The following is a 13152-nucleotide window of genomic DNA, read 5'->3' as shown; positions in this document are numbered from 1 at the left end:
GGAAACCTAGCGACCCGCCGTGCCCGCCACAACCGAGCGATCGGGTTCAGCGGAACAGGATGAACGCCTTCGACAGGGTGATGCCGATGCCCCAGACGATCGGGATGCCGACCACCGCCCAGGCCAGGCCGGCGCCGGGGCTGAAGCCGCCGCGGCCGATGCCGAAGGAGCCCGACGGCCCGGAGGCCGTGGCGCCCGAGCGGACATCCAGGGAGGCCCGCTCGGAATCGGACATGAACCACCTTTGCGCCAGCGGCCGGACCAGCAGGTTGCAGAGGAACCCGACCGCCAGGAAGCTCGCGAGCACGTACATGGTCCGGCCGTAGAGGTCCGCCCCCTGCACGCCGGCCGCGACCTGCGCCTCGCGGATCTTGGTGATGACGAAGGGCCCGACGATGCCCGCCATCGACCACGCGGTGAGCAGGCGCCCGTGGATGGCGCCCACGAACTGCGTGCCGAACACGTCGGCGAGGTAGGCCGGGACCGTCGCGAAACCGCCGCCATACATGGACAGGATCACGCAGAAGATCGCGACGAACAGCGCCTGCGAGCCGATGCCGGCGGCCCAGGGCGCGGCCGCATACAGGAGGCCACCCAGAGCGAAGAAGATCGCGTAGGTGCCCTTCCGGCCGATCCGGTCCGACATCGAGGCCCAGAAGAACCGGCCCAGGATGTTGAACAGGGAGAGCAGGCCGACGAAACCCGCCGCGATGGCGGCGACCTGCGCCTTCTGGCCGGCGTCGAGGGCGGAGAAGCCGGTGCCCGGCAGGCCGATCAGCTCGCCGCCAAAGATCTCCTGGAGCATCGGCGAGGCCAGCGCCAGCACGCCGATGCCGGCGGACACGTTGAGGAACAGGACGAGCCAGATCATCCAGAACTGGAAGGTCTTGTGCGCGTCGCGCAGATGGACGTGGCCCGAGGCGATCATAGCGTTCTTGGCGGTCGGGTTGGTCCAGCCGTCCGGGCGCCAGCCGGCCGGGGGCACCCGGTAGCCGAAGGCGCCGCCCAGCATGAACAGGATGTACCCGACACCCATCACGGCGAGCGTCTGCCAGACACCGGCCGAATCCGCGGTCCGGAAGCTCTTGATCAGGCTGTCCGCCAGGGGCGAGCCGATCATCGCGCCGCCGCCGAAGCCCATGATCGCCATGCCGGTGGCCATGCCGCGGCGATCCGGGAACCATTTGATCAGCGTGGACACCGGCGAGATGTAGCCGAGGCCCAGCCCGATGCCGCCGATCAGGCCCATGCCGAGCCAGATCAGCCAGAGCTGGTGGACGTAGACGCCGAAGGCGCCGATCAGGAAGCCGCCGCCCCAGCAGAGGGCCGCCGCGATGCCGGCCTTGCGCGGGCCGGCCCGTTCCAGCCAGCCGCCGAACAGGGCGGCCGAGAGGCCGAGCACGACGATGCCGATGGAGAACACGGTGACGAGGTCGCTCACCCGCCAGTCGCAGGTCGTCGTGAACAGGGCCGTCATCACGCCCATGTCGGGGCAGGCGGCAGGAGCCGGCTGACCCACGGAGAGCGCCCGGGTCAGCGGCAGCCAGAACACCGACAGGCCGTAGGCCATCCCGATACAGAGATGGATCGCCAGCGCCGCTGGCGGGACCAACCATCGGTTGAAGCCCGGCTTGGCGACGATCCGCTCGCGCGACAACAGATTCGGGATTCTCTCAGGCGCGATCGCGCCCGCCACTCCAGCGCCCATCTTGGATTCCTCCGCCGCAGCCTCGTTGACGGGCCGCTCGGCGGCGGAAGATGCGCGATTTGTGTGCACGGCACCAGCGCGTGGCACGCTGGGGAAGCAATTTTAATCCCTTCCCGCGCCGTTTGTATGCGCCTTCCCGGCGAATGGACCTTCGCCCCGCGAGGCGAGGCCGGACCGATTGACCCCCTCCCGGCAGCCCGAAGGCCTCCGCGACGCGGCTGCAGGGCGAAGATCGAACACCGCCCCCAGGCCCTTGATCGGCCCGCGCGACGGAATGCGTCGGGCGGGCCGTCCGGCCTTACATGGGCGGGGTCAGGCCATCCTTGCCGACCGCGATGAGCTTGCCGTCGGCCTTGGCGCCATCCTTGGCGACCACGGCGAAGACCTTGGAGCCGGGCGTCAGGATCGCCTTGTCGGCGGGCTCGAACGCGACGATCGGCGCCGAGGAGGGCACCACGATCTCCTTGGAGCCGTCCTTGCCGTAGCTCACCGTCAGAGTGCGCTCGCCGCCGGAGGCCGCCTTGTCGGCCTTCACGGTGCCGTTGGTCATGGCGCTCTTCACCTTGGGCGCGCCCGACGTCTCGGCCTTCACGGTGCCGTTGGTCATGGCGCTCTTCACCTTGGCGCCGGCGCCCGCGGTCTGATCGGTGATCGTATCCCAGCCGTAATGGCCCTCGCCGGTGCCGCGCATCGACTCGGGGAAGAGCACGACCTCCAGGGCGGTCATCGGGTTCTCGCCCTTGGTGGCGGTGCCGATGAAGACGCCGTCCTTGATCTGATCGAGGCTCGACGGGACCACCCAGGCGAACTTGGCGCCCGCGACATCCACCGTCTCGGTCTTGCCGTCGTCGGTCTTGATCGTGAGCGTGCTGCCGTCGGCTTTGTCCACGGTACCGCGGACGCGCTCGACCTGCGCGGCGAAGGCCGCACTCGACAGGAGGGCGGTCAGGCCGGCGGCGGCGAGGGTCTTGCTGAGGTGCTTCATCGGGGTCCCATCCTGGATGCGGAAGCCCGGTTATGGGGCGACACGCGCGCGAAACAAGGTTGTGCGCAAGCGAAATGATCGCCCTGAGAAACAAATAAGGCGGCGCCCGGGGGACGCCGCCTCGTCGGTCGCGGGGGCGGCCCGAGGACCGCCCGGTGCATGGTCAGGCCGCGAGCGAGCGCAGCACGTAGGGCAGGATGCCGCCGTTGCGGAAGTATTCCAGCTCGTCGAGGGTATCGATCCGGCAGGTCAGCGGGACCTGCTTCACCGAACCGTCGGCGGACTTGATCTCCGCGGTGAGCGTCTGGCGGGGCTTCAATTCGCCGGCGAGGCCCTTGATGGTGACGGTCTCGTCACCCTTCAGGCCCAGCGACTGCCAGCTCGTGTCGCCCTGGAAGACCAGCGGCACCACGCCCATGCCGACGAGGTTCGAGCGGTGGATGCGCTCGAAGCTCTCGGCCACCACGGCGCGGACGCCCAGCAGCTTCGTGCCCTTCGCCGCCCAGTCGCGCGACGAGCCGGTGCCGTACTCTTTGCCGGCGAAGATGACGAGCGGCGTGCCCTGCTCGGCGTATTTCATCGCCGCGTCGTAGATGAACATCTTCTCGCCGGAGGGCTGGAAGTGCGTCCACCCGCCCTCGACCACGCCGCCGGAGGCGTCCTTCACCATCTGGTTCTTGATGCGGATGTTGGCGAAGGTGCCCCGCATCATCACCTCGTGGTTGCCGCGCCGCGTGCCGTACTGGTTGAAGTCCTGCACGCGCACCTGATGCGACTGCAGGTACTCGCCGGCCGGCGAGGCCGCGCGGATGTTGCCGGCGGGCGAGATGTGGTCGGTGGTGATCGAGTCGAGGAACAGGCCGAGGATCCGGGCATCCGCGATGTCCTCGACCGGCTTCGGGGTCTTCTCCATGCCGACGAAGTAGGGCGGGTTCTGCACGTAGGTGGAGCCCGGGTTCCACGCGAAGGTCTCGGCCTCGGTGACCTCGACGTCCTTCCAGTTCTGGTCGCCGCCGAACACGTCCGCGTAGCGGGACTTGAACAGCGCCGAGGTGATGTTCTCCTCGATGAACTGCTGCACCTCGGCCGAGGACGGCCAGATGTCCTTGAGGTAGACCGGCTTGCCGTCCGAGCCCAGGCCGAGGGGCTCGGTGGTGATGTCGATCTGCATCGAGCCGGCCAGCGCGTAGGCGACCACGAGGGGCGGCGAAGCGAGGTAGTTCGCCCGCACGTCGGGGTTCACGCGGCCCTCGAAGTTGCGGTTGCCCGAGAGCACCGCCGCGGCCACGATGTCATTGTCGTTGATGGCCTTGGAGATCGCCTCCGGCAGCGGGCCGGAATTGCCGATGCAGGTGGTGCAGCCGAAGCCCACGAGGTTGAAGCCGAGCGCGTCGAGGGGGTCCTGCAGGCCGGATTTTTCGAGATATTCACCGACCACCTGCGATCCGGGCGCGAGCGAGGTCTTCACCCACGGCTTGGAGCGCAGGCCCTTGGCCACCGCATTGCGAGCCAGAAGCCCGGCGCCGATCATCACCGAGGGATTCGACGTGTTGGTGCAGCTTGTGATCGCCGCGATCACCACGTCGCCGTGCCCGAGGTCGAAGTTCGTGCCCTCGACGGGGTAGCGGCGCGCGATGTCGGCGGCCTTCTTGAACTCGGTCTCCATCGAGCCGGCGAAGCCCGGCTTGGCGCCGTCGAGGAGCACCCGGTCCTGCGGGCGCTTCGGGCCGGCGAGCGAGGGCCGGACCTCGCCCATGTCGAGTTCCAGCGTGTCGGTGAAGACCGGATCGGGGGTCTGGGCGTCGCGCCACATGCCCTGCGCCTTGGCGTAGGCCTCCACCAGGGCGATCCGGTCGTCGGAGCGGCCGGTGACCTTCAGGAAGTCGATGGTCTTCTGGTCGATCGGGAAGAAGCCGCAGGTGGCGCCGTATTCCGGAGCCATGTTGGAGATCGTGGCCCGGTCGGCGACCGCCATGTCGTCGAGGCCGGGGCCGTAGAACTCCACGAACTTGCCGACCACGCCCTTCTTGCGCAGCATCTGGGTGACGGTGAGCACGAGGTCGGTGGCGGTGGTGCCCTCGGGCAGCTTGCCCGACAGCTTGAAGCCCACGACCTCGGGGATCAGCATCGACAGCGGCTGGCCGAGCATGGCCGCCTCGGCCTCGATGCCGCCGACGCCCCAGCCCAGCACGGCCATGCCGTTGACCATGGTGGTGTGCGAATCGGTGCCGACCAGCGAATCGGGATAGGCCACCTCGGACCCGTCCTCGGACTTCGTCCAGACGGTCTGGGCGAGGTATTCCAGGTTCACCTGGTGGCAGATGCCGGTGCCCGGCGGGACCACGGAGAAGTTGTCGAAGGCCGACTGGCCCCACTTCAGGAAGGTGTAGCGCTCGCCGTTGCGCGAGTATTCCAGGGCAACGTTGTCGGCGAGCGCCTTCGGGGTGCCGAACTCGTCGACGATCACCGAGTGGTCGATGACGAGGTCCACCGGCACCAGCGGGTTGATCTTCTGCGGGTCGCCGCCCAGCGCCACCATGGCGTCGCGCATGGCGGCGAGGTCGACCACCGCCGGCACGCCGGTGAAGTCCTGCATCAGCACGCGGGCGGGGCGGAACGCGATCTCGACCTCGGCCTTGCCCTTCTGGTCGAGCCAGCCGACGGCGGCCGCGATGTCGGCCTTCTTGACCGAGCGGTCGTCCTCGCAGCGCAGCAGGTTCTCCAGGATCACCTTCATGGAGAAGGGCAGCGCGGTGGCCGAGGCGAGGCCGTTCTTCTCGGCCGCGGGAATGGAATAGTAGGTGTAGGTCTTGCCGCCGGCTTCGAGCGTCTGGCGGGCCTTGAAGCTGTCGAGTGAGGGCACGGCTGGTTCTATCCTCGCTGCGGGTTGTCGAACACGCGCAGGCAAGACCTGCGCTACGAGATCCGTGTTCGGCCTGTGTAGCGCCCGACGGGCGCGCGCCGCCCCGGGAGTGCCCGGGCAGGACGATGCGCGGGGGCGATTTGGACGCCCGTGATGCCGCGCGGCGCAGCCGGGGAGGGATATAGAACTTTTCGAATCTGGCCGCTACCGGGTCGTCGTGACAGGTGCGTTTTCCTGTCGGGCACGGTGCGGAGGGGGCACGACGGCGGTGAGCGGGTGCGCGCGCCGTCCCGTTCCGCGCATGGGGTCAGGCGACCTCTGCGTCGGGTGCATCGTCGGTCGCGAACACTGAGGGCGGGCCCGGACCGGCGGGGTGACCGGCCGCCACGGGTTTCGGCGCAGATCGGACCGAAGTATCAGGCCGATGGGCCGTCGCGTCACCCCTGGCCCGGCGCCCCCAGGCCGGACAGCGACTTGGGCCGATTGGGCTGGGCCGCGAGCCGGCGCAGGGAAGCGACGTTCGTGGCCGCCTCCTCGGGGCTCATGTCGCGGCGCAGGACCGCCTCGGCATCGGCGAAGCGGCCTTTGAGGCCCAGGACCATGGCGAGATTCGCCCGCACCCGCGCGTCGGCGCCGGGCTGGTCGGCGGCCTGCCGGAGGGTCTGCTCCGCGAGATCGAGATTGCGCGACAGCGCGTAGGACAGGCCGAGATTGGACAGGAGCGAGGGCTCGTTCGGCCGGATCTTGAGGGCGGCCTCGTAGAAGCTCTGCGCACGCTCCTGCTCGCCGAGCTGGGCGGAGGCCGAGCCCTGTGCCGACAGGATGCGCCAGTCGGGATTGGCGGGCGTATGCGCGTTGGCGAGCACGTCGATCGCCTCGCGGAATCGACCCGCCTCGACCAGCGACTTGCCGTAGGCGCCGAGGAGGACCCGGTCGCGCGGGTTGCGCAGGGCCGCCTGCTGCAGCACCGCCGAGGCCTGGCTGATCTGATCGGTGGCCCGCAGGGCGCGGGCATAGGCGATCGCCGTGCGGCCGTCGGTGGGATCGGCGTTGAACCGCTCGGCCAGCCGGTCGATGTCCTGTCGCGCGGGCACCGCGGCGGCGGCCGGTGTGCCCTCGAGCGAGCCGATCGAGCCGGTCGTTTCCGGAGAGCGGGTGTTGCAGCCGGCAAGCCCCAGCGCGACGACGGCCGCCACCAGAGCGGCGCGGCCACCGGCATTGGCCTGGGATCGTGTGACCCGGATCAGGGCCGTCATCATGGTACGCTCCGCCGGCATCTGGCCTGGACGCGATGGCACGCGCTTCACGCTCCCGGCCGGCCGGTGATAGAGCGTTAACCCTAACCACCGGTTAAGCCGCCCATCCGGACGGCATGCGAGAGGCACATGACCCAGGCCGAGATTCCGGCGACGACCCTCGGGCTCCTGCCCGGCGACACGCAGGCCGTGCCGGTGAGCCTGGTCACGACCGGGAGCTGGGCAAAAGTCGAAGCCGGCCTGGAACCGACCCAGCGGAGCTTCGCCCGGGCCATCGGCTTCAAGCCCAAGGCGGGCGGCCTCGCACTGCTGCCCGGCCCCGACGGCAGCCTCGCGCGGGTTCTGTTCGGCCTCGGCGATCCGGAGGCGGCGGCCCACGACCGGCTGCTCGTCGGCAAGCTGCCGGGGCTTCTGCCGGAGGGCGTGTTCCGGCTGGACGACGCGCCCGAGCCCGCCGAGGCGGCGCTCGCCTGGCTGATGGGGAGCTACCGCTTCGGCCGCTACCGCTCCGGCGGCGGGAGCCAAGCCCGGCTCGTGGCGCCGGCCGGCATCGACGCGGCCGAGGTGGAGCGGATCGCCGCCGCGGTGGCGATGGGCCGCGATCTCGTCAACACGCCGGCCAACGATCTCGGCCCCGCCGAGATCGAGGCGGCGGCCCGGACGCTCGGCGCGCGCCACGGCGCCTCCGTCACCGTCACGCAGGGCGAGGCGCTCGCCACGGAGTATCCCCTGATCCACGCGGTGGGCGCCGCCTCGCCCCGGGCGCCACGGCTCATCGACCTGACCTGGGGGCCGGCGGATGCGCCGCGCGTGACCCTGGTCGGCAAGGGGGTGGCCTTCGACACCGGCGGCCTCGACATCAAGCCGTCGGCCGCGATGCTGCTGATGAAGAAGGACATGGGCGGGGCCGCCGCAGCGCTGGCCGCCGCCGACATGGTCATGGGCGCGCGCCTGCGCCTGCGCCTGCGCCTGCTGATCCCCGCGGTGGAGAACGCCGTATCGGGCAACGCCTTCCGCCCCGGCGACGTGCTGCCGAGCCGGGCCGGGCTCAGCGTCGAGATCGGCAACACCGATGCGGAAGGCCGGCTGATCCTGGCCGACGCGCTCGCCCTCGCGGACGCGGACTCCCCCGACCTGATCCTCGACTTCTCGACCCTCACCGGCGCCGCCCGGGTGGCCCTCGGGCCGGACCTGCCCGCCTTCTTCACGGAGGACGACGCGCTGGCCGAAGCGGTGGCACAGGCCGGCCGGGCGGCGATCGATCCGGTCTGGCGCATGCCGCTGCACGCGCCCTACGCGAGCCTCCTCGACTCCAAGGTGGCCGACCTCAACAACGTGTCCGGCGGGCCGTTCGCGGGGGCGATCACCGCGGCCCTGTTCCTGCGCCGCTTCGCACCCAACACCAAGGCGCACGGCCATTTCGATCTCTACGGCTGGAACCCCTCCACCAAGCCCGGGCGGCCCGAGGGCGGCGAGGTTCAGACCGCGCGGCTGACCTACACGCTGCTCAAGACGCGCTACGGGAACTGATCCGGCCTCCGGCCCGGCAGGGCCGGCGCTGCAAGCCCGTCCCCGCCCCGCTGCGCGCGAGGATCGCCTGATCGGGCCCGATCCGCCTGGCGTGGCAGGATCCCGGCCCCGGCGCACGATGCGGAGCGGCCCGAGACCGAACCGCAAGGCCACGCGGATCGCCGCCGGGGGGCAACCGCCGGCGCCCGATCAGCGGAGCCGTGACAAAGGCCCGTCGGGAGCAGAGCACGACCGTGCCGCCGACCGTCGCATCCCGGCGAATGGGCCGGAGACGGAGAGGTCGGCCCCCCGTTGCGGGACCGGAACGGCCTCCGCGAGGGTCGGGACGGCGGGGCGCGCGCTCAGGCGGTGAGCGGCAAGCCGGTCTCGATCAGGCGCGCCCATAGGGAAGCCCCGTACGGCGCAGCCGCGTCGTTGAAATCGTAATGCGGGTGATGGAGCGAGGCGCTGTCGCCGTTGCCGATGAACATGTAGGCGCCGGGGCGGCGGCCGAGCATGTAGGAGAAATCCTCCGCGGTCATCATCGGCGCCACCGCGCGATCGACGTTCTCTCGCCCCACCAGGGCCTCGGCGACATCGGCCATGAAGTCGGTCTCGGCGGGATGGTTCTCGGTGACCGGATAGCTCGATCCGTACTCGACCCGGCCGCGGGCGCCGAAGCCGCCGGCGATATCGGCCACGAGGGTCTCGATCCGTCCCTTGATCTGGCTGCGCACCGCCTGGGACAGCGTGCGCATGGTGCCGCGCATGGTCACGGTCTGCGGCAGGACGTTGAAGGCTTCGCCGGCCTCGAGCGCACAGACCGAGACCACCGCCTGCTGCACCGGGTCGAGGTTGCGCGACACGATGCTCTGCAGGGCGATGATCACGTGGCTCGACACGAGCACGCTGTCGATGGCGTTCTGCGGGAGCGCCGCGTGCCCGCCCCGCCCCTCGATGGTCACGGTGAAGCGGTCGGTGGAGGCCATGATCGGCCCCGGGCGGATCGCGAAGGTGCCGATCGCCATGCCGGGGATGTTGTGCATCCCGTAGACCGACTCGACGCCGAACCGCTCCATCAGGCCGTCCTCGACCATGGCCTCGCCGCCGCCCCCGCCCTCCTCGGCGGGCTGGAAGATCAGCACGGCCGCCCCGTCGAAGTCCCGGGTCTCAGAGAGGTACTTGGCGGCGCCGAGGAGCATGGTCGTGTGCCCGTCATGGCCGCAGGCGTGCATCTTGCCCGGCACGGTGGAGCGGTAGGGCAGGTCGCGCACCTCCTGGATCGGCAGGGCATCCATGTCGGCGCGCAGGCCGATGGCGCGGTTGGAGGCGCAGCCCTTGCCCCGGATCACGCCGACCACCCCGGTGCGGCCGATGCCGGTGACCACCTCGTCGCAGCCGAAGGACCGCAGCGTCTCGGCCACGAAGCCGGCGGTGCGGGTGACATCGTAGAGCAGCTCGGGATGGGCGTGCAGGTCGTGCCGCCACGCCGTCATCGTGTCGGCGAAGTCGCGGATCCGTTCGAGGACGGGCATCGGGTCGGGGCTTTCGTGGCCTTTGGGGTGGGCCGGACCAGCAAAGCCGGGGCCAGCGCCGCCGTCAACGGCCGCGCTTGGCGCATGCGCGGCGCCCAGGGCCCGATCCGGACGACGCGCAGAGCCCGGCCATCCGGATCACCCACCCGAACCGGGAGCGCCGCGCACCGACCTCGCAGGGGGATTCACCGGATCGCCCCGTTCTGAGAGGGAGGCGAGCCGGGATCGTGGCGCGCCACCGAGCCTCCGCCGGCGGACCAGTGCGCCTTCCGGTCCGCTCAGGCCGCCCCCCGCGCCGGTCCCCGCCCCGCCAGCCCGCGGCTGCGCCGCCGTGGTTCGGGCGGATGGTCGTCCGCGGCGAGATCGTCGAGGATCGGGCAATCCGGCCTCTCGTCGCCGCAGCAGGCCTCCGCCAGATGCTCCAGCGTCCGCGCCATCCCCTCCATCTCGGCGATGCGGCGGCGCAGATCGGCGATCTGCTCCTGCGCGATCGCCTTCACCCCGGCGCTCGGGCGGGCGCGGTCGCGCCAGAGCGCCAGCAGATCCGCGATCGCGTCGACGCTGAAGCCGAGGTCGCGGGCGCGGCGGATGAAGCGGAGCGTGTGGAGGTCGGCGTCGCCGTAATGGCGGTAGCCGGATTCGGACCGCGCGGCCGGCGGCAGCAGGCCGGTCGCCTCGTACCAGCGGATCATCTTGGCCGAGACGCCGGTGCGGCGCGCCGCCTCGCCGATCGTCAGACTCGCCGCGCTCATGCCGCCCTCGCGTTGAGCGCGGGCGCCGCGCCGGCCGCGGGCCGTCCGCCGGCCCGGCGCAGCCGCAGGGCATTGCCGAGGACGAACACGCTGGAAAACGCCATGGCGCCCGCGGCCAGGATCGGCGACAGGGCCGGGCCGCCGAACGGCACCAGCACGCCGGCCGCCACCGGGATCAAGGCGGCGTTGTAGGCGAAGGCCCAGAACAGGTTCTGGCGGATGTTGGCCATCACCGCCCGCGACAGCGCCAGGGCCTCGACCAGGGCCTTGAGGTCGCCCGACATCAGCACCACGTCGGCGCTCTCGACCGCGATGTCGGTGCCGGTGCCGATGGCCAGCCCGACATCGGCCTCCGCCAGTGCCGGCGCGTCGTTAATGCCGTCGCCCACGAAGGCCACCGGCCCGTGCTCGGCCCGGAACCGCTGGACGGCCTCGACCTTCCCGCCGGGCAATACCCCGGCGGCCACCGCGTCGATGCCGAGGCTCCGCGCCACGCCGGCGGCGGTGACGGGGTCGTCGCCCGTGACCATCGCCACCACGAGGCCGCGCGCCTTCAGCGCCGCCACAGCCGCACGGGCCCCCGCCTTCACAGGATCGGCCACCGCCAGGATCGCGGCATGGCGGCCGTCGAGGACGAGGTGGACCGGGCTGCGGCCCTGGCTGGCCAGCGTCTCGGCGCGGGCGGCGAGATCCGGGTTCAGGGCGACGCCGAGCCGTTCCAGGTAGCGCGGGGCGCCGACAGCCACGGCCCGGCCCGCGACCCGTCCGGAGATTCCGAAGCCCGCCACCGCCTCGAAGCGGTCCGGCTCGGGCATGGCGAGGCCGCGGTCGCGGGCGGCCGCCACCACGGCGCCGGCCAGCGGGTGCTCGGAGCGGGTCTCCAGCGCGGCCGCGAGGGCCAGGGCCTCGGCCTCGGCGATGCCCGCAGCCGGCACGATCTCGGTAAGCCGGGGGCGGCCCTCGGTCAGGGTACCGGTCTTGTCGAGGGCCACGACCCGCACGTCGCGCAGGCCCTGCAGCGCGGCACCGTCGCGGAACAGCACGCCGCGCGCCGCCGCGCGTCCGGTGCCGACCATGATGGCGGTGGGCGTCGCCAGACCCATGGCGCAGGGGCAGGCGATGATCAGCACCGCCACGGCGTTGACCAGGGCCGGACCCAGCGAAGGGGCCGGCGCCAGAAGCAGCCACGCCAGGAAGGTCGCCGCGGCGATCCCGATCACCGCCGGCACGAACCGTCCCGTGACGCGGTCGACCAGGGCCTGGATCGGCAGCTTGCCGCTTTGGGCGCGCTCCACCATGGCGGCGATCTGCGCGACCACGGTGGCGCCGCCCACGGCCTCGACCCGCAGGTCGAGGCTGCCGCGGCCGTTGAGGGTGCCGCCGACCACGGAATCGCCCGGCCCCTTGCGCACCGGCGCGGGCTCGCCGGTCACCATGCTCTCGTCGACATGGCTGGTCCCGGAGACCACGGCGCCGTCCGCCGCCACCCGCTCGCCCGGACGCACCCGGACGACGTCGCCGAGGCGCAGGGCGTCGAGGGGCACCTCGGTCTCGGCGCCGTCGCGGACGATCCGGGCGGTCTTCGGGGTCAGGTCCATCAGCCGGGCGATCGCCTGGCCGGTGCGCCCCTTGGCCCGGGCCTCCAGGGTCCGGCCGAGCAGGATCAGCGTGACGATCAGGACGCTCGCCTCGAAGTAGAGGTGCGCGGCCCCCGCCGGCAGGAGGTCGGGCGCCAGGGTCGAGACCAGCGAGTACAGGTAGGCGGCCCCGGCCCCGAGGGCGACCAGGGCGTTCATGTCGGGATGGCCGCGCAGCAGGCCCGGGACGCCGCGCAGGAAGAAGCGCCGCCCCGGCCCTGCGAGGACCAGGGTGGCGAGGATCGCCTGGACCAGGGCCGTCACCGGGCCGCCATGCAGCCCGGGAAGCAGGTGGCCGCCCATGTCGAGGACGACGACGGGCGCCGAGAGCACGGCGGCCGCGATCAGGTCGCGGCGCAGGGCGCGGCCCTCCTCCGCCTGACGGGCCGACGGGTCGGCCGGCTGGCCGGCCTCGACCGGGCGGGCGTCGTAGCCGGCAGCCGCCACGGCCGTCACCAGATCGTCCATCGACACGACGCCCTCGGGATGCCGGATCGCGGCCCGTCCGGCGGCGAGGTTGACGCTGGCTCCGGTCACCCCCGGCACGGCGGCCAGCGCCCGCTCGACCCGGCCCACGCAGCTCGCGCAGGACATGCCATCCACGGCCAGCAGGCTCTGCGTCTCGGGGACGGGGTAGCCGGCCTCCGCCAGCGCCATCGCGACCTCCACCGGGCTCGTGCCCCCATCGAGGACGAGGCTGGCGCGCTGGGTGGCAAGGTTCACCGCCACGTCCCGGGTGCCGGGCAGCGCCGCGAGGGCGCGCTCCACGCGGCCGACGCAGGAGGCGCAGGACATGCCCGTCACGGGCAGGGTCAGGGCGACGGATTTCGACATGGCGGTGATCCGGTTCGAAGCATCCATGCCGGGTCAGATGGGGCTTCCCATCATGGGAAGGTCAAGGGCGCGC

General features: G+C 71.7%; 8 protein-coding genes. 1 reads left to right on the top strand and 7 read right to left on the bottom strand.

Annotation, left to right across the window (positions count from 1 at the left end; genetic code table 11):
• Positions 1-46: 46 nt before the first annotated feature.
• From ABIC70_RS12560 to ABIC70_RS12545, 4 genes are all read right to left on the bottom strand, one after another.
• Positions 47-1708 carry an OFA family MFS transporter gene (locus ABIC70_RS12560; RefSeq protein ID WP_354439809.1) on the bottom strand — a complete coding sequence of 554 codons (1662 nt, stop codon included), beginning with the start codon at positions 1706-1708 and terminating at the stop codon, positions 47-49.
• A gap of 298 nt (positions 1709-2006) precedes the next feature.
• Positions 2007-2693 (bottom strand): metal ABC transporter permease, encoded by a 687-nt coding sequence (locus ABIC70_RS12555; RefSeq protein WP_182592860.1) that lies wholly within the window; start codon positions 2691-2693, stop codon positions 2007-2009.
• 163 nt (positions 2694-2856) lie between these two features.
• Positions 2857-5556, bottom strand: a complete 2700-nt coding sequence (gene acnA, locus ABIC70_RS12550) for an aconitate hydratase AcnA (RefSeq protein ID WP_043356884.1) — start codon at positions 5554-5556, stop codon at positions 2857-2859.
• Between the two features lie 437 nt (positions 5557-5993).
• Positions 5994-6812 carry a tetratricopeptide repeat protein gene (locus ABIC70_RS12545; RefSeq protein WP_446720978.1) on the bottom strand — a complete coding sequence of 273 codons (819 nt, stop codon included), beginning with the start codon at positions 6810-6812 and terminating at the stop codon, positions 5994-5996.
• A gap of 129 nt (positions 6813-6941) precedes the next feature.
• Here ABIC70_RS12545 and ABIC70_RS12540 point away from each other — a divergent pair, with 129 nt between their 5' ends.
• Positions 6942-8342, top strand: coding sequence for a leucyl aminopeptidase family protein (locus ABIC70_RS12540; RefSeq protein ID WP_354439808.1), 1401 nt, complete (start codon positions 6942-6944; stop codon positions 8340-8342).
• 341 nt (positions 8343-8683) lie between these two features.
• Here ABIC70_RS12540 and ABIC70_RS12535 read toward each other — a convergent pair whose 3' ends face one another.
• The 3 genes from ABIC70_RS12535 to ABIC70_RS12525 all read right to left on the bottom strand — a co-directional run bounded on the left by ABIC70_RS12535 (position 8684) and on the right by ABIC70_RS12525 (position 13079).
• A complete protein-coding gene (locus tag ABIC70_RS12535) occupies positions 8684-9856 on the bottom strand; it encodes a M20 aminoacylase family protein (protein WP_043381111.1) in 1173 nt (390 codons plus the stop codon).
• Between the two features lie 278 nt (positions 9857-10134).
• Positions 10135-10608, bottom strand: coding sequence for a Cu(I)-responsive transcriptional regulator (gene cueR, locus ABIC70_RS12530; protein ID WP_043356871.1), 474 nt, complete (start codon positions 10606-10608; stop codon positions 10135-10137).
• A complete protein-coding gene (locus ABIC70_RS12525) occupies positions 10605-13079 on the bottom strand; it encodes a heavy metal translocating P-type ATPase (RefSeq protein WP_354439807.1) in 2475 nt (824 codons plus the stop codon). The genes cueR and ABIC70_RS12525 overlap by 4 nt, the downstream gene beginning before the upstream one ends.
• Positions 13080-13152 lie beyond the last annotated feature (73 nt).

Source organism: Methylobacterium sp. 1973 (genome assembly GCF_040545035.1).
Lineage (GTDB): Bacteria > Pseudomonadota > Alphaproteobacteria > Rhizobiales > Beijerinckiaceae > Methylobacterium > Methylobacterium fujisawaense.
This window is presented reverse-complemented; position numbering and strand designations above follow the sequence as displayed.